This is a genomic window from Flavobacterium sp. CYK-55, assembly GCF_018413465.1.
Taxonomy (GTDB): domain Bacteria; phylum Bacteroidota; class Bacteroidia; order Flavobacteriales; family Flavobacteriaceae; genus Flavobacterium.
The window spans coordinates 45124-66927 of record NZ_JAHCDK010000003.1; the positions used below are offsets into that span (position 1 = coordinate 45124).

Sequence of the window (21804 nt, forward strand, 5' to 3'; positions counted from 1 at the left end):
GATTTAAACAATGGTAAAATGCGATTCAAGTTCAATAGCTTTCGGAAACACAATGTTGTTTTCTAAATGAATGTGTTTGTGCAGATCTTTTTCAAAATCAGCCAACAGCGCAAAAGTTACTCGGTAGGTTTCACAAGCATCAGTTGGCGGTGTATACTGTTGGGTAAGTTTGGCAATAATATCAAAGCGAGTTCCTTCATTGTCGTGTTCATCCTTCATTTGCGCAATCGGGTTTTCAACGGTTAAAAACGCAGGTTGCTCAATGGTTTGTTTTTGCTGTAAAGCCAACAACATTTTTTTGATAAACGGAAACAAAATCAGCTCTTCTTTTTTCATGTGCTGCGCCAATTCGGTAGCTGTGATTTTAAAGTGTAAGGCTATTTCTAAAAGCTCCGGATGTCTTTGCCCGTGTACTTTGCCCAATTTGTCTAAGTAAAATAAAAGCGTTTGAGATTGTTCGGTAACATACCGATGATGTGTCTTTTCAATATAATCAATCAGCAAGTCAAGTGGCCAAGATTTAAAATCAACATCAGACGGCGAATCACTGCTTAAAACAGTTTCTATTTCAGTGAGTAGTTGCTCTAAGTCAATTCCTTTTTTGGTGCATGCTTGGTCAATACTTCGGTGGCCTTTACAGCAAAAATCAATGCCGTATTTTGAAAAAACAGCAGCGGTTCTATAGTCATCAGCGACAATGGCGCCCACGGTTGGATAAGTGATATCATTCATAAAAATGCTTTTTAAATTATTATAAGTTGAACAATATTAAGCCGAAACGACCTTTGATAATTATGACTAAAATCATATTATAATCAAGAACAGTTGAGCTTCTTTGCAATTCAAAAATCAAGTGAATTTGACACAGATGAAAAAGCTACAAGAACAAATTATTTCCCTCAAGAAAAAAAAGAATGCAGTCATCTTGGCGCACTATTATCAAACGCCCGAAATACAAGAAATTGCTGATTATGTGGGGGATAGCTTAGGGCTTTCACAACAAGCCGAGCAAACCCAAGCCGATCTTATTTTGTTTGCAGGCGTTCATTTTATGGCCGAAACCGCCAAGTTGTTGAACCCTGATAAAAAAGTGATTTTACCTGATTTAAATGCGGGTTGTTCGCTAGCTGATTCGTGTTTGCCAGAGGCTTTTGAAAAATTCATTACGGCTCATCCAAATCATCGGGTAATTACTTATGTCAATTGCTCAGCCAAAATAAAAGCCATGAGTGATTTGGTTTGCACCTCGTCAAATGCCGAAAAAATAGTAAATTCTGTACCGATTGATGTACCGATTATATTTGCACCCGACAAAAATTTAGGGCGCTACATACACCAAAAAACGGGTAGAGAAATGTTGCTTTGGGACGGAAGCTGTGTGGTTCACGAAGCTTTTTCATTAGACAAATTAATTGCGCTGCATCAGCTTCATCCGCAAGCGCACATCATTGCCCATCCTGAATCTGAATCGCATATTCTTGAAACGGCCCGTTTTATTGGGTCAACATCAGCTTTGATTGACTATGTAAAAAAGTCTACTACCACAGAATTTATTGTAGCTACCGAGGTTGGCATTCTGCACAAAATGCAACAAGCGGTGCCCGACAAAAAACTGATTCCCGCTCCTTCGTTTGAAAACAACACTTGCGCTTGCAGTCAATGTGCTTATATGAAACTCAATACGCTGCAAAAAGTATATGAATGTTTACAAAACGAAAGCCCCGAAATAAATATAGATGCCTCAATAGCCCATAATGCAGTAATACCCATTAAGCGCATGTTAGCTTTATCGAAAAATGATTGACACAACAGATTACCTCGTTTTGGGTTCGGGCATCAGCGGACTGACTTTGGCTATTAAATTGGCCGAGACATTTCCGGATCGAAAAATAACCATCATTACCAAGGCCCATGCTGATGAATCAAATACCAAATATGCCCAAGGTGGTATTGCTGTGGTGGTTGATCAAACCCAAGATCATTTTGACCAACACATACAAGATACGTTCATTTGTGGCGACGGTTTGTGCGATGCAAAAGTTGTGCAGCGAGTGGTTCATCAAGGTCCGGAAAGATTAAAAGAACTCATGGAATGGGGCACACGGTTTGACAAAACCACAGATGGAATTCTTGATTTGGGTCAAGAAGGCGGGCATTCTAACAAACGTGTGGTTCATTATCAAGATCAAACCGGTTGGGAAATTCAGCGCGCACTGCTAGAAAAAGTCAGCCAAACTTCAAACATTATTTTGCGGGATCATTATTTTGCTCTAGATTTTATACTGCATCAAAATCAATGTTTGGGTGTTTGGGTTTTGAATGAAAAAAAACATAAAATCATCGGCATACATGCCCATTTTACCATCCTTGCAACCGGCGGAATTGGTCAGATGTACGAACAAACTACCAACCCTATGGTGGCAACCGCCGATGGTTTGGCGATGGCTATTCGGGCAGGGGCGAAGCTCGCTGAATTAGAGTTTATACAGTTTCATCCTACGGCGCTGTATCATCCTACGGCCGAAAACACTTTTTTGATCTCTGAAGCAGTTCGCGGATACGGAGCCCAACTTAAAAATCACCAAGGCAACCGATTCATGTTTGATTATGATTCTAGAGGAGAATTGGCCTCGCGTGATATTGTGTCAAGAGCGATTCAGACCGAATTGGCAGCAAGCCAACAACCTTGTGTTTATCTTGATTGCACTCATTTTGACCCCGATGATTTGAAACAGAAATTTCCAACCATCTATCAAAATTGTCTGATTCACGGTATAGATGCTACGCGAGATTGGATTCCGGTAAAACCTGCACAACACTATATGTGCGGCGGAATTGTCGTGAACCAAAACGGACAAACCTCTATAGAAAAACTCTTGGCCTGCGGTGAATGTAGTAGAACTGGTTTGCATGGTGCCAATAGATTAGCTTCGAATTCTTTGCTTGAAGCATTGGTATATTCAGAGGCTATTTATCAGTATTTGCGACAACAAAAAATGGAACCTATACATTGCGATGAACACATCTTTCCGTTAATTGTTTCTGATGCGACGATGCTGTTTCAAGAAATTCAATTTCTAAAAAAGCAACTTCAAAAACTCATGCAGCAAAACGTTGGGATTGTCCGAAAAAATGCCCATTTGCTAACCTCGCAAACACAAGTGATGCTGTGGCTGAAGCAAGTAAACCATTGGGAATTATCTTATGGTATAAACAAAAATTTGGTTGAACTTAAAAACATGCTGACCACTGCTTGGTCTATAATCGAACACTCTATTCAACGTACAAATAATTGTGGCGCTTTTTATAAAATCGATGACCGGTCATAAGTTTAGCGCTATTGAATACAGAGCCTAACTCAACGTTTTATACATCATCGCCGCCGAAATATTAAGCGCTCTGTTTTTGATTTCTTCAGCTTTGGCGCCTTCATATAAATGGTCAACGGTTTCGGTAAAGAGTTTGTTCCAATGCGCAAAATGCGATGGATTCATAGTGCTTTTTTGATGCAGCTCTTTGTGTTTGGCCATCGGGTTTCCGTCGTAATTGCCCGTGAAAAAAAGAATATTCTCCCAAAAATCATACATTTTAGGCAGATGTGTGGCCCAATTAACCTGAGCCACATCGTTAAATAAATAACCAATCACAGCGTCGGTTTTTACTTTTTCATAAAAAGCATTGACCAATACTTCAATATCTTTTCTGTTTTGAATATCGGGTTTCATCTTACAAATCTTTTTGTTTGAATTTTCGCAACGAAATAAAAAAGGGAACAAAGCTCCACAAGCACAACAACAAAAATGAGACAACCAAACCTGTCGAGGTACCAAAAAAGTCTTTAAATATGGCGCCGGTATAGCCCATCATAGCCGATACGTCAAGTTGCATTAATATCTGAATTCGGGCCAAATCAATGGGGCTAAGCGCCGATATAACTACCATAAATTGCTCAATGGGATAATCAGCCAACTGAAACAGTAAAAACAGAACAATCCCATCAAACAGCAGCGCAAAAAACAGCCACAGCATAATGGCAATTCCGATGCCTTTGGCTTTATCTCGGGTTAAAATAGAACTCAAAAAAGCCAATGAAATAAAAATCATCGTGATCAGCGCGCCCACCAAAAGCATCATCAAACCGGTTGCGTCAGGAGCAAATACCAATAAAGGAATCCCGGCACCCACTGCAAAAGCCAAAATCATCGACAGGGTCAATCCTAAAAACAAACTGAGCCATATTTTTTGACGCTTCACGGGTTGACTGACCAAGAGTTCGATAAACTCAGCGCTGTTGTATAAATAAATGGTGGCAAAAAGTACGGATACCAACGGAACGGTAAACAAAATTATGTTCAAAACCGTAAGCAAACCTTTGGCTGAGTTGTCTTCAAGCGCAAATGAACTCCAACAAAGCGCACTCAAAATCAAGGTATAAACCAACACAATTTTGTTTTTGAGTATGTCGAGCAGTATGATTTTAATGATTTGATTCATGCTGATTTTGTTTTAAAATTTTAGCAATCGCTTTAGAAATTTTTTCTTCACCGGTGCGTTGCTTTAAAGCGCTGTTCTTTTCGTGAAACTGTACGCAGCCGTCTTGCATAAAAATAATTTCGGTAATTAAGTCATCAAGCTCATTGAGCAAATGCGAGGTAATCAAAATGAGCTTGCCGCGTTGTTTTTCTTTGATTATTTTTTCTTTGAGAATCTCAGAAGCCAGAGGGTCAAGACCGGCGGTGGGTTCGTCTAAAATCAATATTTCAGGATCAAACAAAAAAGCCAAAACCGCACTTACTTTTTGCGTGGTTCCGCCCGAGAGGGTACGCATGGGTTTGTCAAACATTTTTTCAAGCCCAAAAGCCTCAATGAGTTCTTGGTCTAGATTTGTCCATTGGTTGCGCACTTGCTTGATCATCTCAATGATTTGTCCGATGGTCATGTGGTCTGGATATCTACCAATTTGCGGCATATAACCAATGTTATTTCGGTACTGATGTTGGTTGAAAATTGATTCTTCGCGGTATTCAATATGTCCGGAATCGGGTAAAACCATCCCTAAGATTGATTTGATTAGCGTAGTTTTTCCGCAGCCGTTCGGACCAATCAAAGCAATGCATTCACCTGATTTAAAGTGCAGGTTTACTTGGTCTAAAACAGTGAGTTTTCCGAATTTTTTAGTGATGTTTTTGAGCTGAATCATAAAGGCAAAGATTTCATCAAAGGTTGGTGGTCAACGAAATTGTCTGGCGTAATACTGGGCAATATTTTTTCGGATTTATCTAAAAGGGTAATCATAAAACTTCGAAACAAAAGCATGGCCGACGGATTGTTCTCAGTGAGTACCGCAAACAAACTCAGCGGATGATACGGCACATCGCCCAAACCGTTTTTATCTAAGTCATAGCCTTCATATTTATCCCAATAGTTTTGATCAAAAGTGTTTAAAACCAAACTGCCGTTGGTGCTGATGTCAAAGGTATTGCCCAAAAAATTGTTTTGTGTGATGTTATTTTCCATACAACTGGCTTGTATTTTCATGCCCCAACCATTGCTTTCAAAAACGTTCTTCTGTACTTGAATCCGTGAGGTACCTTCCATATATATTCCGGAAGTATTTTTCATAAAATGATTGTTTAAAATATAACTATCTGAAATTTCTTTAAGCAAAAGTCCATAAGCAGAGTCGCCCCAGTTTTCTTCAAAATAATTGTGAATCATCCGAACATTGCGCGTAAACATGACCGCCACGCCGGCTCCGTTTCTTTTAAAAACGTTTGATATATAGGCATCGTCATTTGAAAACATAAAGTGCAAACCATAGCGAATATTTTGGTTTGATAGGTTGCGCCAAATCACTGATTCGGTTACAAATTCAAAATAAATTCCGTCTCTGTGTCCTGAAATTTTATTCCCAATGATTTGCAGCTGACTGCTTTTCCAGCAATGAATTCCGTTGCCAATAAGTTGTTCTTGTTTTCCGTAGGCTTTGATGATGTTGTTTTGAATGAGACAATTTTGAGCGTTTTGCAGATATATTCCAAAAAAATTATTGTCTAATTGGTTGTTGGCAATAACCACATTGCGGCGATTGTAAATTCTAATACCGCACGGATCATCTAAAGCCGCGTATCCTGAATTGATTACTTTGAATCCTTTGATAATAACCCCATCGGCAGTTACCGAAATGACTTCGTGTTTGTTTTGACCGTCAATAGTGGGGAAGTTCTTCCCTAAAAGTGCAATAGATTTATCAATCTTAATATTGCCTTCGCGATAACAGCCGTGGGGCACTATAATAGTATCGTGATTTTGAGCCAGCACGAGGGCTTTGTGAATGGTAGGTGCTCCGGGTGTTTTGCCCACTTCAATAGTTTTGGCTACAACACTGCAACTCAACACAAACACTATGTAAACCCATTTTTTCATTGGTATGATTTATAAGCACTTGACCAACTGATGAGCTGTGCTTGGTATGTTTGCGCCATTTTTTTCTGGTTGGCTTCATCGGCAAAAGCGGCAAAATTGCCCCGCATAGGTGAGTTGATACTTCCGCCTTTGAGCAAATAAGCTTTTTCTACAGCTATCAGATGATTGTCTTGCAGATAATCGTTGACATAAAAGGCGCGATAGGGCACCACCGTATTTGATTGTGCAAACTGAATCATGCAGGCCAAGTCATCAAATTTATAACAACGCCCTTTTTGGGTGATGAGTTCTGCCGAAAATTTACTGTTGGCAATAGTCATCTTACAAAAATCACAGCTGTCAATATTGAGCTCAATAGGCTGTGGTTCATAACCATTACAAGACCATAAGCTCCAGAGGAGTAGCATTAAAAATACTTTTTTCATATTCCTTTTTTTGAAGTAAACTTATATTCTTTCAGCAGCACGACACAAATAAATACCAAAGCCAGACTGAGCAACCAACCTCCGGTATCCGGAATAGAATACGCTGCAAAATTGAGCAATTGTTTGTAGCCAATCAGCGGAGGTTGATAGGCCATTCCAGGCACTTTGATGGCAGCGTTCGGATCTAAATTGTGTCCGTACTCATAGTTCCATCGGTAAAAATCAACTGCGGCCAAGGCAATAAAAACCAAATAGACCACTGCGAAAATCAAGATGTATTTTTTATTTGATAAAAAGACCAAAGCGGCCGAAATCAAGGCAAATACCGCAAAAACATATGGTAATACCAGAAATTCAGGAAAGTTTTCGGTGTGCAAAGTAGCCATGCCGATGTAGTGGTTCAATCCGTTGATGATGTCTACATCACCGCCAATTTTGTTTGCGTAGAGCCGGAGAACCAATCCTTCCGGATACTGAGGCGCTTCTAATTGAATTTGCCACATCGGAACAAACAAGGCACCGATAAACAATAAAGCCGTGAGGAGCAGTAGCGCTTTGGATAGAACAGAAATACGATGCTTTTTCATTTTATTTGAGAAAAAAAGGGAACAATAAAATTGCTCCCTTTGGTTAATTTTATTGGTTTGCTTTGGGTAGATTGGTTCCTACACTCCAAGTGAGCGGAACCGAACTTCCGGCTGGTGAAACCCTAACATATCCTTGCATTTCTTGGTGTAGTGCACTACAGAAATCGGTGCAATACATTGGGAACATCCCCACTTTTTTAGGAATCCATTTGAGCGTGGTGGTCTCGCCCGGCATGATGAGCAATTCGCCATTGTCTGCACCTTTGATGGCAAATCCGTGCGGTACATCCCAATCTTGTTCGAGGTTGGTTACGTGAAAATACACTTCGTCGCCCAATTTGACACCTTCAATATTATCCGGGGCAAAGTGTGAGCGTATAGAGGTCATATACACATCCACTCGATTGCCTTTGCGAACTACTTTGGTTTCTTTCTCTCCTTTGGCTACAAACGGGTGGTTGTTGTCTTTGATCGGATAGAACTTGAGCTGACCATTGTTTCTGATCACATCAGCCGGTGCTGCCTGAGCGTAGTGCGGCTCGCCAATGGTTGGGAAGTCTAGCACCAACTGCATTTTATCGCCACTAATGTCATATAACTGCGCTGATTGTGCCAACTCAGGGCCGGTAGGCAAGTAGCGGTCTTTGGTAATTTTATTATAGGCTACCAAATATTTGCCAAAAGGTTTTTTACTGTCGCCACCCGGAATACACAAGTGACCCACAGAGTAATACGTTGGCACTCTGTCGAGCACTTTAAGCGATTCGATGTTCCATTTGACCACCTCAGAAGATACGAAGAACGTAGTGTAGGCATTGCCTTTTCCGTCAAACTCAGTGTGCAATGGCCCTAATCCCGGTTTTTGAACTTCGCCGTGTAGCGCAGCTTCATATTTAATTACGTTGATGCCTCCGTAGTTGCCTTCAAATTTTTTGTTTTGAATTGCGTCTTGTAATTTGTCAAAACTAAACACCGGAATCAAAGCGGCCAATTTACCTGAACCCACAATATATTCACCCGTTGGATCAACATCACAACCATGTGGTGATTTCGGGCACGGAATCATGTAGCAAATATCTTTGAGTGCTGCAGCATCTAGAACCAATACTTCATTTTTAATTTCTGAAGTAGCACTGTGTGTTTTTTCATTCCATTTGTTGTGGGCATATTTCACCGATTTTTTAATGCCTTTTCCTGCTTTGATGTATTCTTCGGCTTTTTTCCAGTTAACAGCCATGATAAAGTCTTTGTCTTTTTGTGAAGCGTTTACTTCAAGCAAAGTATTGGCTTGCTCTGTATTGTAACAAGAAAAGAAAAACCAGCCATGTGATTTGCCTTTTCCGGCATGTGACAAGTCAAAGTTTACACCCGGCGTTACAATTTGAAACGCCAAATCCATCTGGCCTTCTTTACCTACTTTTACAAAACTGATGTGTCCTTTGAAGTTTTCTTTATAGGTATTGATCGGCACATCTCCGTTGGCATAATCTGCCGGAACACTAAAACGAGTGCCCGCTACAACATATTCGGTGTTTTCTGTGATGAATGGAGAAGAGTGATTTCCGCCACTGTTGGGCAACTCTATAATTTCTGCTGTTTTGAATGTTTTCAAATCAATGCGGGCAATACGCGGAGTATTATTGGCATTGCCAAAAACCCATCTTCCATCTACTTCACCATTGGTTTGCGATAGTTCGGTATGGTGTAAATCATCCCACGGCACAAAACCATTTGAGGTGTTGAGCATGGGTTTGGTTTCTTCACTGTAGCCCCAACCTTTTTCAGGATCTACCGAAAAAACCGGAATCACGCGAAACAATCTGCCGCTGGGCAAACCGTAAACACTTAATTGTCCGCTAAATCCGCCTGACACAAAATTGTAAAATTCATCGTATTTACCGGGTGCTACATAGGCCTTTTGAGCAGCATCTCCGCTCACGGCATCTCCGGAATTTTTGGGCTTGCAAGAAGTCAACAATAAACTTCCTAAAGCCATAGCATACATTGCAGTTACAAACTTATTTTTCATATTACTTGGTTTTAAAGAGACAAGCAATACTTTCACCTACTGCCTATCTCTGCTTGTTTTGTTTATTTTACCCCGTCGTTTTTGCGCATATACTCTAGTACATTTCGAGCATCTTCATCGGTAAGGCTTTGATTGGGCATACGCACCAAACAAATTTCAAGTTGTGCTTGAACTTCAGGGTCTTTATCAATCATTGGGTCAGGATTGGTGATGAAGTTCATGATCCATTCAGGTTTTTTTCTTTGTGTTACGCCTTTCCAGCCTGGCCCCACTAATTTTTCGTCTGTTGTTTTGTGACAAGAAATACATTTTACACCGGCTACTTCTTCACCTTTTGTGGCCATAGCTTGATCTAAGGTGGCACCTAAATCAACTTTGTCAAATTTGCCTTCACCTCTTTTCGGGTCATATGAAGATGCATCAGCCGCTCCTTGTTCAGTTGCTGCTGGTTTGTCAAAATCGCCGGCTTCTTTTTCTTTTTTACCACAAGCAGTTAAGAGCACCGCTGATAAAATAATGATGAATGATTTTTTCATGATTGAATAAGATTAAAATTTCATATACAAATTTCAGATTTAGAGCACTTTTCATTTTATGACTGAAATCATAAAACATCAACTTGTTGCCTTTGAACACCAACTAAAACGTCTTGTCCATTGATAAGAATTAGAGTGTTGGTCATAAGAAAGCGCGCTGAGAGACCCTAGGTTGATCATCAAGTGAAAATCACAATTGTCTTGTATAAGGGTTATTTTTTAATTGAGGATCTCTTACTTTTGTATGGTTTGAATTTTACAAATGATGCATACGATTGATATCAAAGAATTTTATAAAGAAATGTGCGGCAATTCCAATTGTCAGCTCGATTATTTTTTAGATCAAAAAAACAACACTGATCTAGGACATTTTAATGTTTTTGACATTGCCAAATTCTACTATTGCAACCCAAAAAAGTCTGAGATGACTTATAACCGCAGGCTGTACTACAAAATCAGCCTGATTAAAGGCAGCAATTTGGTTGAGTATGCCGATAAAACAGTGCTCATTGAAAAGCAGGGGATTTTATTTGCAACGCCTAAAATTCCTTATCGATATACACCTCAAAACAGTGAGCAAGGAGGGTGTTTTTGTGTGTTTACCAAAGATTTTCTGTCTAAATTACACACGGGAATTTTGCTAGATGACTTGCCCATTTACCAGCCCAATACTGATTTTGTCTTTGAACTCACCGATGAACAATTTGCCGAAATTGAAGCTATTTTTAAAAAGATGGACGCTGAACTATCATCAGATTATCTTTATAAATATGATTTGTTGCGCAATTATGTTTTAGAGCTGATTCATTTAGGGCAAAAATTAAAACCCGTGCAAACACCCGGGCCGGTCACCAACGCGGCTAGTAGAATCTCAGCGCTGTTTATTGAATTGCTCGAAAGGCAGTTTCCGATTGAGAGCGATGTGCAGAAAATTCAGCTCAAAACTCCGCTTGACTTTGCTTCAACGCTGGGCATTCACATCAATCACCTCAATAAAGTGCTCAAAGAAACCACGGGTCGAAGCACCACAGAAATCATCAACAGCCGCTTGGCCGAAGAAGCCAAAATACTGCTCAAACAAACGCAATGGAACATTTCTGAAATAGCCTTTGCCTTGGGCTTTGATGAGGTGGCTCATTTTTCAAATTTCTTCAAAAAGCAAACCTCACTTTCTCCGCTCAAGTATAGAAATTGATTGAAATTTGCAAATTTAAGATTGACTTTTGCAAACCATCACAGGTTTTTTCAACAGAACTTTGCCCCATCATTTTAAAACAATAATTATGAACAATAGCAAAGTAGCTTTGGTTACCGGTGGCAGCCGCGGACTGGGCAAAGAAATGGCCTTTCATTTGGCCTGCAAAGGTTTTGATGTCATCATTACGTATCAAACCAATAAAGCATTGGCTGATGCAGTGGTCAGCCAAATAAAATCGTTGGGCCAAAAGGCCGTAGCACTGCCTTTAGACGTAGCCCAAAGTAACAGTTTTGGCGCTTTTGCCCACACCGTTACAGAAACGCTTAGCAATGAATTTGGTGTATCGGGCTTGCATGCCTTGGTGAACAATGCGGGTATTGGGGTTCATGCAGCCTATGAAAGCACCACCGAAGAACAGTTTGATCAAATGGTGAACATTCATTTAAAAGCCGCTTACTTTTTGACGCAAAAACTCTTGGGTGTACTGAGCGATGGGGCAAGCATTGTCAATATATCGTCAGGGCTGGCCCGATTCAGCTTTAACAACTATTCGGCCTATGCCATCATGAAAGCCGGAATTGAGAGTTTGAGCCGTTATCAAGCCTTAGAGCTCGGCAGCAGAAAAATCAGAGTCAACACCGTAGCGCCGGGCGCTATAGAAACTGATTTTGGCGGTGGGGCAGTACGCGACAACCAAGAGCTCAACAACATGATTGCGAACCGAACCGCCTTGGGTAGAGTAGGATTAGCCGATGATGTTGGTAGCGTAGTGGCATTTTTATGCAGTGAAGAGGCCAAATGGGTCAATGCCCAAAGAATTGAAGTAGCGGGTGGTTTTGCTATTTAAATAAATCACTTATGATGATAAAAAGCCGCTGTAGCGGCTTTTTTGTTGACAATTCTGTAACGTCCCTCGCGCCAGCGAAAGGGTCAGTAATGATTAAAGATTAACGATGAAGCATTGGTGTAACCGAGAAACCAATATAGGTTTAAAAAGTGTAAAAGGTTTAAGAAGTTTAGTCGAGATATTCAGTCATACGAATCATTTCATTTCCAAATTTTCAAATTATCTCATTTTCAAATTACCTTCAGTCATACAACGAAGCGGTCTATAGCAAAGCGTGTCCGTAGGCGCAGCCGTGTCTATATCCCAGCTGTCTATTTCTGTTTAAAAAGTGTAAAAGGTTTAAGAAGTATAGATTGAAGCCCCATTCGTAATTCGTAATTCATAATTCGTAATTCGTAATTTGCTGAGAAGCTGAGAAGCTGAGTGCCTGATATAGGTTTAAAAAGTGTAAAAGGTTTAAGAAGTTGAGTTTGAAGCATCATTTGTAATTCGTAATTTGCTGAGGGGCTGAGTGCCTGATATAGGTTTAAAAAGTGTAGAAAGTTTAAGATGTTTAGATTGAAGCCCCATTCATAATTCATAATTCGTAATTCGTAATTCATAATTTGCTGAGTGCCTGATATAGGTTTAAAAAGTGTAGAAAGTTTAAGAAGTTGATTGGAAACAACAGTGTAAACTGATGCCTTGTCACCCCGAGCGCAGTCGAGTGAAGATTAACGATTAACGATTAAAGAATAACTATGGTTGATTTCTGAAACATTGGTGTAACCGAGAAACCAATATAGGTTTAAAAAGTGTAAAAGGTTTAAGAAGTTTAGATTGAAGCCCGATTCGTAATTTGCTGAGTGCCTGAGTGCCTGAGAAGCTGAGTGCCTGAGAAGCTGCGCATAAAGATTAACAATTAACAAACTCAGCCGCTCAGTCACTAATATCAGCACGATCTACAAAATTTTTTGTGACAAAAAAAAAGTAAAGTTCAAATTTGTCACAGTTTTTGTGACAAAATAAAAGTAAATTTGAAATTTGTCACAGATTTTGTGACAAAAAAAAGTTTTTTAAAATTTTGTCACAAAAAAATGGAGTGGTCGTTGTTTGTACCTATCCAGTATTGCATGTTGGTGGGCTTGAAATAAAAAAGCCTCTCATAGAGGCTTTTTACTTTTATCTATTCTTCTTAAAATGCTCAGCTTGCTCAAAAATCTCCTTATAAACTTCATCACGATCCACCGGTGGGTAGTCATTATCGGCCAGTAGAATGATTAAGTCAACTTTCAGTTCGGCTTTGATGTCGTCGCGTTTGCTCCAATCAGTATATTTGGCTTTGTCATCAACTACTTCTTTTACTTTTTTAGCCAGGGTCAATAGCTTTTCTTCGGGGTAAGCGAAGTCATATTTTAGGGTTAGCATTTTTAGAATGTCGTAAAATGCTTTTTCTTCAATGTTGATGCCCAGTTCTTCAAGGCTTTCGTTTTCTTTTTTAATAGCGTAGTATAAGGCAATAATTTCATCGGTAAAATCTTCTAAAACTTCGCTGCGCAGTACATCGTTTTCTTTGCGTTCGTTGTAGCGTTGTACGATGTATTCTAATCGTTTTGAAAAATCAATGCCTGCAACTTTATTGACCTTTTTCATGCGGTCAATGGCTTGTTCTAGTAACTTTTGCAATAGTTTGAACTTGGTATGCGGCAACTTTATTTTATCTAGTTTGGCTAAATAATCATCTGAGAATAAGTCAATTTCATGGGCTTCTTCATTTCCGAGTTTAAAGATTTCTTCTACGCCCTGACTCTCGATGGCCTGTTGAATCATCACCCGAACTTTCTCATTCATTTGTGCTGCATCGGGTGCATTACCTCTGATTAGTTTATAGATGATTGAGCGCACGGCTATATAAAAATGAATGTGGTCTTTTTCTATAGCTGTGATTAATTCACTGCCCGAGCAAATATCAAAGGCTGCCTTTAACCGCTTGACCATATTCATAAAGCGGTTTTCTAATTCTTTGGTGGTTTGGGCAAATTCTGCCGCTTTGTTCAGCGTTTGCAATTGCTCCAACGGTCTGCCGGTGTAGTATAATGAGGTATCAATCTTATGAAACAACTTGTCTAACAAGTCTAAATGATTCTTCACAATGACTACCGATTGTTCCACTTCATCTATGTTGTCGGTCGCGTTGTTATTGTATTGCGCTAAGGCCATATTCATTTGTTTTTTGATACCGATATAATCAACGACCAATCCTTTTTCTTTACCTTCAAACTTGCGGTTAACCCTCGATATGGTTTGTATCAGGTTGTGGCGTTGTATGGGTTTGTCAATGTATATAGTATCTAAAAAAGGTACGTCAAATCCGGTAAGCCACATATCTACTACAATGGCTATCTTAAAGTTTGAATGTTCAAACTTAAACTGGCGGTCTAATTCTTTGCGGTATTCTTTGGTGCCCAACAAATCGTAAAACGCCTTAGAATCGTCTTTACTGCGGGTCATGACCATTTTTATTTTTTCAATCGGTACCAACTCGCGTTTTTCTTTTTCGCTCAGTTGCTCGGGGTGTTCGGCTGTTTTAGCCATACCCCAATCGGGGCGGAGCACCAGTATATTTTGATAAAAGGCATAAGCAATCTCACGGCTGCTGCACACAAACATAGCTTTACCGCATACGGTTGATTTTTCTTCAACCCGTTTTTCGTAGTGTTTTACAAAATCTTCTGCCAAGGCTTTTAAACGGGAAGGGTCACCCAATATCACATTCATTTGTGACATGGCTTTTTTGCTCTCTTCAATCTGGTTTTCGTTGCTGCCTTCTTCTGCGCATTGCTCGTAGTATGATTCTATTGCTTTGAGTTTGTCGTTGTGTAGTAATACTTTGGCTGCGCGCCCTTCATACACCAACGGTACGGTGATTTCATCGGCTACTGATTCGCGCATGGTATACGCGTCTACAATCTCGCCAAACACATCAATGGTGGCATCAACAGGCGTACCGGTAAACCCTACATAGGTTGCATTGGGCAAAGAGTCGTGCAAGTGTTTGGCAAAGCCAAATGATTTTTTGATACCGCCATCTACTTGTTTTACTTTTTGGTTTAAGTTGGTTTGGCTGCGGTGCGCTTCATCAGAGATACAAACCACGTTAAAGCGGTCGGTGAGGAGTTGGGTGTCTTCGGTAAATTTGTGTATGGTGGTTAAGAAAACCCCGCCACTGTTGCGCCCTTGTAACAACTCACGCAGGTGAGAGCGGCTTTCTACACTAACAATGTTTTCATCGCCTATAAAACCTTTGGCATTGGTAAACTGTGCCGAAAGTTGGTCGTCTAAATCGGTGCGGTCAGTAATGAGCACAAGGGTAGGGCTTTTAAAATGCGTGCTGCGCATCAACAAGCGCGATAAGAACAACATCGTGTAACTTTTGCCGCAACCGGTCGTGCCAAAATAAGTACCACCTTTTCCGTTGCCTTGCGGTTTTTGGTTTTGAATGATGTTGTCAAACAATTTATTAGCCGCATAATACTGCGGGTAGCGACACACTATTTTTTCATTCTTTTTGCTGCTGTCGGGCAGGTAGATAAAGTTCTGAATAATATCGCACAAACGGTCTTGATGAAACATGCCTTGAATCAAAGTAAACATGGAGTCAATGCCGTCGGCTTCGTTTTCCATACCGGCTATTTTGCGCCAGGCATAGTAAAAATCATAAGGCGCAAAGTATGAACCTGCTTTGGTATTCACGCCATCGCTGATCACACAAAAAGCGTTGTATTTAAACAACTCGGGGATGTCTCTTTTATAGCGCACCGTTAGCTGAATATACGCATCGTGTATGGTGGTTTCTTCTTGAATGGCGGTTTTAAACTCAAAAACCACCAGCGGTAACCCATTGATATACACTATCAAATCGGGGATGCGCATTTCATAGCCTTTAATGGCCAATTGGTTCACCACGGTATAGGTATTATTTTGCGGTTGTGCAAAATCAATCAGCTGAATGAATATGTCTTTTTGGTGGGTATCTTCTCGTTTTAAAACAAAGCCATCTGAGAGCAACTTCATGAATGCTTTATTTGATTCATACAAATCAGAAGCGGGCAATCGTTCAAGGTTGCGGACAATTGAGTCAATTTCAGACGCGGAAATGTTGTGTGGGGCGTATTGTGTTTTGAGAAAGTTTTTGAGCTCGTCTAGCAACAATACATTTTCAGTGGCAATGTGCCCATATAATTTCTCAGGCTCTTGTAAACCACTGGTCTCAGCTTTGCGAAGGCTTTTACCATTGCGGTGCTGCATAGACTGTTGGGTTAACAAGTCAATAAAAGAGAGCTCTAAGTGGGCTTCGGTGAATTTCATTTTAATTTTCTATTTTCCAATATCCGTTTTTAGTTCCCACTCTGCTAATTACTTTGGCATTGATTAATGCTTTCAGATGCTTTTGGATGGCTGATTCGGCAATCCCGAGTTGTTTGGCCAGTTCTTTTCTGGTGATGGTATTTTTTTGTAGTAGTAACTGCAATACTTCTTTTTGTCTTTCGGTAACTATTTGACCACCTATTTGACCACCTATTTGACCACCTATTTGACCACCTGCTGCCTCATGGTGTAAGGTAACTAAAATACCACCATCTAACACTGTGATTTCGGGTTCAGGAAGTCCGGCTTCTTGACAGGCTTCATAAATTTTAATGGTGCCGCGCCCCCATGAATCTATATAGCCGGCTTTAAAACAAACATCGGCAATTATGGGGTTTCTGGGCCTCGATACATGGTGTCCTTTCAAACTTTCAAGAGTCATGCCTTCGGGTAAAGTACCTTCGTTCCAAATAGTAATCTTATCATCATATACCCTAATCTGAATCATAGCGCCCATATAAGTACGGTGTACCAACGCATTTAACAGCATTTCGCGCAGGGCGGCAACAGGATAGGTCTCTTTTTCTATGCGTTGCAATCCTTCAAAAACAATAGGTTTGGTTAAGAATTTGGCATTTAGTAGTTCAGGAACCTGACTTAATAATTCTAATAGATTCCCTTCTAAAACTTCCTGAAATCGTAAATCAGCATCGGTACTGCCAAAGCGACCAATTTTAACTTTACAGTTCGGATAAAACCGGTTGGGGTCTTTTCCAAACAAAATAAGCGCGGCACGCTTGATTTGGTTTCCGTGGGCCAATCGAAGTTTTTCTAAGGTTTCTGGTAAAGGTAAATCCAGTAGGTCTTTGGGTAAACGACCGCTAACCGCGGCCTCCTTTTTAAAAAAAGCCACGCTTTCAGGGGCAATATCAGCAAGACTCGCACTTTCTTCCATCACATCATCCCAAGTCTTTCCGGCTTTTTTGAGTAGGAATTCATTGAGTTCTACCCCGGTTAATTCTATTTTGGTACTGCCGGTTCGATAATAGTAGCGACCTCTTAGCGAAACCGGAACCGTATACGGGTTTACTTTTATTTGAATGTATTTCTTTGTTGCTTCCTCAAGCAATTGTACATCACAAACAATACCCATATAATTGCGTATTTTGGCCGGAATGTCTTCTAAAAGCTTTTGATAGTTATCTAAATGCACTACCTCACCCGCATCATTTTTACCAATATAGATGGTACCTCCAATAGCATTGGCAAAACCACAAATCCATTTTAGGTAGTCGTCATGCCAGGATTGCTTCCATTCTATATTTTGCGATTCGCTCATGGGGTATGGGTTGGTGTAGTCTATTTTATAATTGTTGGGTTTTGGTGGATTTCATTTTAATACTCATTAGAAAATATTGTTTGTTTTTAAATACTTGGTAACATTCATCTTCGAATGTTCAAAAAAATTATATTCAGCACCTTGCCATCTTTGTATATAATGTTGATACTGATATTTGTGATTAAAGAAACAATTAAAATTTTTATCTTTATTTCTATTAAAAATACCAAAATTTTTTCCTTTAGACCAATTCCAATTATTTATGCTTCTTAATGCTAGTTGATAGACAAATATCTGTTTTATATAATCGTCTTCATTCTTTAAATCTTCAATTTCCTTATATTGATCAAAAAAAGTCTTGTTTGTCTGTTCAATATAATTTGCTAACGTTTGATTTGTTTTCAATAGATGAAGATGCTTTAAAAAACTTTTATTTTGTATTACCGCCTCTTTATCTGAATTGGGACAGACTACCAAATCATGAACGTTGTAATAGTTCCCTTTTTTAAAATAACCAGACAACAAAAGTAATGACCAAATCTTGTTAGATATATTATCATTATCTTCAAATAGTATGGCAAACTTTTCAGCAATGCTTTTAAAAATCTCTAAATTAAAATTTTCTACGCTTACATTAGTATAATCTCGTTTGTATTCAAAATTTAAAATAGATACCTGATTAAAATAAGATGCCTGAATCAAATGGCCAATTTTTCCTTTGTTTACTGTATGGTCTTCATATTTCCAGAATAAATCTTCAATCTCATTTCTATTTTTAAAGGCTTTGAATATTCTCAATTTAAAATCGACATCGTTTGTTAATATTGATTTGGAGACTAATGATCGCTTTAATAAAGTAATGTCTGCAATATCGTCTGAATTCTCTAAAAGATTGGTCACCATTTTTAATGCATTAATGACCTGTTTGTTAATAGTTTTTCTGATTGTAACATCATCTTTATACGTGCTCAAAAAACGAATTAATCTGAAAAGATTTTGATTGTTTATAGGCTTACCTGCATCAATCAACTTTTTGCAATAAAGAATAGCGGGAAGCAGCAGAAAACACTCCATTTGTTCGATATGCTTTTTTACAGGATGTAACAAGCGCAATGGCAATAGGTCAGTTTTAATGGTGTAGATTGTTTCCAGTGTTTTTGTGTCTGCATGGTATTCATTAAAGATATAGTCCAATGCTTTAAAATATTTTTCAAGGATTTCTAAAGTCAAATACTGGTTTTTTAATTCAATTTCGTCAGCCTGAATTAACCGGATAATCTCTTTTACATTTTCAGCATTTTCATCATCGTCATCGTTGTTAATATCTTCATTTTGTTCAGTCATTTCTATAATTTGAACCCATCTTAGAAATTCATTAAACCCAGAGTCTGAATTCGAATTATGGAGACCTTTTCGTTTCCAAAAAAAGTCCTGCCAGTTTTCCCATTTTTTTCCCCATTCATTTTGCTGATCATCTTTCACCATGATAGATGCCTTTGTCTCCTCATTTTTTGAAAGAGCTTCTCCTCGTGCATTCATGGTTATGTATAATTCTTCCCCTTGAGATGTTGCTTCAGTTTTAAAATGCCAAAACCTTACGTAGCTTAATATGTAATCAAAATATATTGTTTTGTCTGCAACAAAAAAAGAGCATATTATTTCCAATGCTTTAATAATTGCCTTTATAGAAGGATCTTTTTTATAATCATTTAAAAACCATGTTTGTCCTTGCAGATTTAATAATTGTTCAACAGTATCGCTCTTTTCTACGAGTTCGAGTAAAAACCTATGTGTTAAATTCCTGACTTTGTAATCAAATGCCATTGAGAGTAATTCTTCATAACGAATTAGGTTTAAAAAATCATCTTTTCGGACTTCTTTAATACTGAAGTAAAACAACAATAAGAAAAGTGTGGTAAACCTTTGCTGTCCATCAATTAAATTTTCATCTAAAAACCTTTCATTATCTATTGTTACATAATCGGGCTTATAAGTATATAAAAAACCAATGTTTATTTTTGATTTATTTGTTGGGGTACCACAACTTAAACAACCATCAGAAGCTTTAGATTTGATATTTTCAATAAAATTGAGTAATACCTTTGGATTATTTCCCCAAACATACTCTCTTTGAATCTCAGGAATAATAAAATTGTTCTGAGACAATAGGAATAAAATATTTTGCTCTTTTAAATAATTTTTAGTCTTCATACCTGCTCGTGTTTTTTCTGCACAAAAGCCTCTAATGACAATGCTATTTTGTTAGCATTATTAGCAATGTCGTTCATCGTCCAATCATTTAAATCTTCTGATGAATTTAGTTGTTTAGTAAATACTTTTAATGTGTGTTGTCTAACATATTTCCCTAGCTGGGTATTTTTTATCACGCTAGCTCTTTTGTCAATATAATAATCATTACCAAAACCTCTGTTTATACTATAATGTAGTAAAACTAAATTCCCAATAGAATTGATATTGGTTTCCTCATGAATTTTTTTAGACAAATTATTTAAAATTTCTTCCTTTTCATATTCATCCAATTCCATCCATTCCTCCTCGGTTTCTGTCAATTCAGTTAAATTTAATTTTCGTAAGTAGGAGTTGATTAATCCATGAGCATCATTATTTTTTAATTCTTTTATGCTTTTGGGAGTAGCAGGATATATATGCTCTTTATCTTCATCATTTTTCTTAAAATGGGTCGATTTTAAAAATGGTAAGTACTCATTTTCTGAAAGGTCAATAATATCTAATAAGACGAGTGTTTTTTCAAGTTGTTTACTGTCATACCAATTTGTTTTCTCACCTGTATTATAATCAAGTATTTTCCCTTTCCAATATTCAAATCCTTGCTTAGGCTTGCCCTCAACGCCAAATGCTGTGACCGTAACTAATCTTTTCAATTCATTTTTAAATTGATCACGGGTATTGGATTTATTATTCCAGAAATTTACAATACTTCTGAAGTTAAAAGTAGGGCTGTTGCTAGCCAAATAACCTAAGTAATGATATATTGTCCTATCATCATACCAATCAACCAGAGTTCTGTGAAGTGATAAAATATCGTGATACAGTTTTAAAGCACTGATCTTTTTTGTTTCAAAATATTTCAGCTTTACTGATTTATATTTATTTTCAACATCACTATATTCTTTTTTAAGACTTTGCAGCCATAAACTGTATAATAGGTTAATAGCATTAATATTAAAATCAAAACTTATGGTCTCCTCAGCATCCGTAAATATTTTCACGAATGGAAGAAAAAACTCTTTCACATTTTCCTGATTCCACCATTGATTTATCTCGTCCAGTTCCCATCCAATTCGTATTCTTCTTTCGTTTAATCTAACAACATCCTTAATATTTTTCGGGTCATAGAGTTCCATTTCTTGTTTGGCAACTCTGGTAATCAAAATGGCACGTATCAGGTCAGCTCCATCCAAAGGGACTTTTCCGGTGTTTAAATTCATAAACAACTCCTGCTCTGAGATATTTTCTATTCTGTTTATAATCAGCTTTACATTGTTTAGAATTTTGCTTTTAAAACTTTCCTTGTTTACATTAGGATTCATAGTAAACCAATGCTGAAAAGTTTTAATAGCATTATACATAAAGAAAATGTCCTGAAAATCAAAATCACTACCTTTTTCTTCAACAAAATTCTGAAAATCGGTGCTCTCTAAAACTGATTCTAAAAATTCTGATTCAGTAATGAGCAGTTGAATAAAATTATTGGATGTTTCTCTTACTGCATATATTAATTTCCCTTCTACCTTTTCATATACACCTAAATAAGTAAGCAGTAGCGCAATAGTGGTTAGTCTTTGTTGTCCATCAACAACATTTATTTTCTCCTTGGTATCTTTTTGAGATACCAATGTTATATTTTGCAGACAGTAAAATAAGTCTTCATCGCCATCTGTTTCAAAATCATTGATATCATTCAGTAGCTGCTCAATTTGTTGTGCACTCCACTTGTAGCCCCTTTGATATTCTGGGATATTGTATTGCTGCCCAACATTGAGATAACTGCCAAAAACTTGATTTACACTATAGATTAGTTCTGCCAT

At 38.3% G+C, this 21804-nt stretch carries 17 protein-coding genes; 4 read left to right on the forward strand and 13 right to left on the reverse strand.

From position 1 onward, the window contains the following. Positions 1–3 precede the first annotated feature (3 nt). Positions 4–732: an iron-sulfur cluster repair di-iron protein gene (ric, locus tag KIH23_RS04770; protein WP_213211531.1), complete on the reverse strand. Its 729-nt coding sequence runs from the start codon at positions 730–732 to the stop codon at positions 4–6. A 136-nt stretch (positions 733–868) separates the two neighbouring features. On the opposite strand from ric, the gene nadA reads away from it, so the two are divergent. Together nadA and nadB are read left to right on the forward strand one after the other, a co-directional pair. After that, on the forward strand, positions 869–1804 hold the full coding sequence (gene nadA, locus KIH23_RS04775) for a quinolinate synthase NadA (protein ID WP_213211532.1): 936 nt from the start codon (positions 869–871) through the stop codon (positions 1802–1804). Continuing rightward, positions 1797–3329: an L-aspartate oxidase gene (gene nadB / locus KIH23_RS04780; RefSeq protein WP_213211533.1), complete on the forward strand. Its 1533-nt coding sequence runs from the start codon at positions 1797–1799 to the stop codon at positions 3327–3329. The genes nadA and nadB overlap by 8 nt, the downstream gene beginning before the upstream one ends. Positions 3330–3353: 24 nt before the next feature. On the opposite strand, the gene KIH23_RS04785 is transcribed toward nadB, so the two are convergent. The 8 genes from KIH23_RS04785 to KIH23_RS04820 all read right to left on the reverse strand — a co-directional run bounded on the left by KIH23_RS04785 (position 3354) and on the right by KIH23_RS04820 (position 10003). Further along, a complete protein-coding gene (locus KIH23_RS04785) occupies positions 3354–3725 on the reverse strand; it encodes a group III truncated hemoglobin (RefSeq protein ID WP_213211534.1) in 372 nt (123 codons plus the stop codon). Between the two features lies 1 nt (position 3726). Then, on the reverse strand, positions 3727–4494 hold the full coding sequence (locus KIH23_RS04790) for an ABC transporter permease subunit (protein WP_213211535.1): 768 nt from the start codon (positions 4492–4494) through the stop codon (positions 3727–3729). Further along, positions 4478–5200, reverse strand: coding sequence for an ABC transporter ATP-binding protein (locus tag KIH23_RS04795; protein ID WP_213211536.1), 723 nt, complete (start codon positions 5198–5200; stop codon positions 4478–4480). Before KIH23_RS04795 ends, KIH23_RS04790 begins: the two co-directional genes overlap by 17 nt. After that, complete coding sequence (locus tag KIH23_RS04800) at positions 5197–6426, reverse strand: nitrous oxide reductase family maturation protein NosD (RefSeq protein WP_213211537.1); 1230 nt, start codon at positions 6424–6426, stop codon at positions 5197–5199. Before KIH23_RS04800 ends, KIH23_RS04795 begins: the two co-directional genes overlap by 4 nt. Continuing rightward, a complete protein-coding gene (locus KIH23_RS04805) occupies positions 6423–6851 on the reverse strand; it encodes a nitrous oxide reductase accessory protein NosL (protein ID WP_213211538.1) in 429 nt (142 codons plus the stop codon). The genes KIH23_RS04800 and KIH23_RS04805 overlap by 4 nt, the downstream gene beginning before the upstream one ends. Continuing rightward, positions 6848–7438, reverse strand: a complete 591-nt coding sequence (locus KIH23_RS04810) for a hypothetical protein (RefSeq protein WP_213211539.1) — start codon at positions 7436–7438, stop codon at positions 6848–6850. Before KIH23_RS04810 ends, KIH23_RS04805 begins: the two co-directional genes overlap by 4 nt. A gap of 49 nt (positions 7439–7487) precedes the next feature. Beyond that, entirely contained in the window at positions 7488–9467 is a 1980-nt protein-coding gene (gene nosZ / locus KIH23_RS04815) for a Sec-dependent nitrous-oxide reductase (protein WP_213211540.1), read from the reverse strand. A gap of 62 nt (positions 9468–9529) precedes the next feature. Beyond that, positions 9530–10003: a c-type cytochrome gene (locus KIH23_RS04820; protein WP_213211541.1), complete on the reverse strand. Its 474-nt coding sequence runs from the start codon at positions 10001–10003 to the stop codon at positions 9530–9532. A gap of 262 nt (positions 10004–10265) precedes the next feature. Here KIH23_RS04820 and KIH23_RS04825 point away from each other — a divergent pair, with 262 nt between their 5' ends. Next, positions 10266–11198, forward strand: coding sequence for a helix-turn-helix transcriptional regulator (locus KIH23_RS04825; RefSeq protein WP_317197022.1), 933 nt, complete (start codon positions 10266–10268; stop codon positions 11196–11198). Between the two features lie 88 nt (positions 11199–11286). Continuing rightward, positions 11287–12048, forward strand: a complete 762-nt coding sequence (locus KIH23_RS04830) for an SDR family NAD(P)-dependent oxidoreductase (RefSeq protein WP_213211543.1) — start codon at positions 11287–11289, stop codon at positions 12046–12048. Between the two features lie 1161 nt (positions 12049–13209). Here KIH23_RS04830 and KIH23_RS04835 read toward each other — a convergent pair. From KIH23_RS04835 to KIH23_RS04850, 4 genes are all read right to left on the reverse strand, one after another. Next, positions 13210–16395: a type I restriction endonuclease subunit R gene (locus KIH23_RS04835; RefSeq protein ID WP_213211545.1), complete on the reverse strand. Its 3186-nt coding sequence runs from the start codon at positions 16393–16395 to the stop codon at positions 13210–13212. Between the two features lies 1 nt (position 16396). Next, a complete protein-coding gene (locus KIH23_RS04840; RefSeq protein ID WP_213211547.1) occupies positions 16397–17734 on the reverse strand; it encodes an ATP-binding protein in 1338 nt (445 codons plus the stop codon). Positions 17735–17800: 66 nt separating this feature from the next. After that, positions 17801–19945: a DUF262 domain-containing protein gene (locus KIH23_RS04845; protein ID WP_213211549.1), complete on the reverse strand. Its 2145-nt coding sequence runs from the start codon at positions 19943–19945 to the stop codon at positions 17801–17803. Next, entirely contained in the window at positions 19942–21804 is a 1863-nt protein-coding gene (locus KIH23_RS04850) for a DUF262 domain-containing protein (RefSeq protein WP_213211551.1), read from the reverse strand. Before KIH23_RS04850 ends, KIH23_RS04845 begins: the two co-directional genes overlap by 4 nt.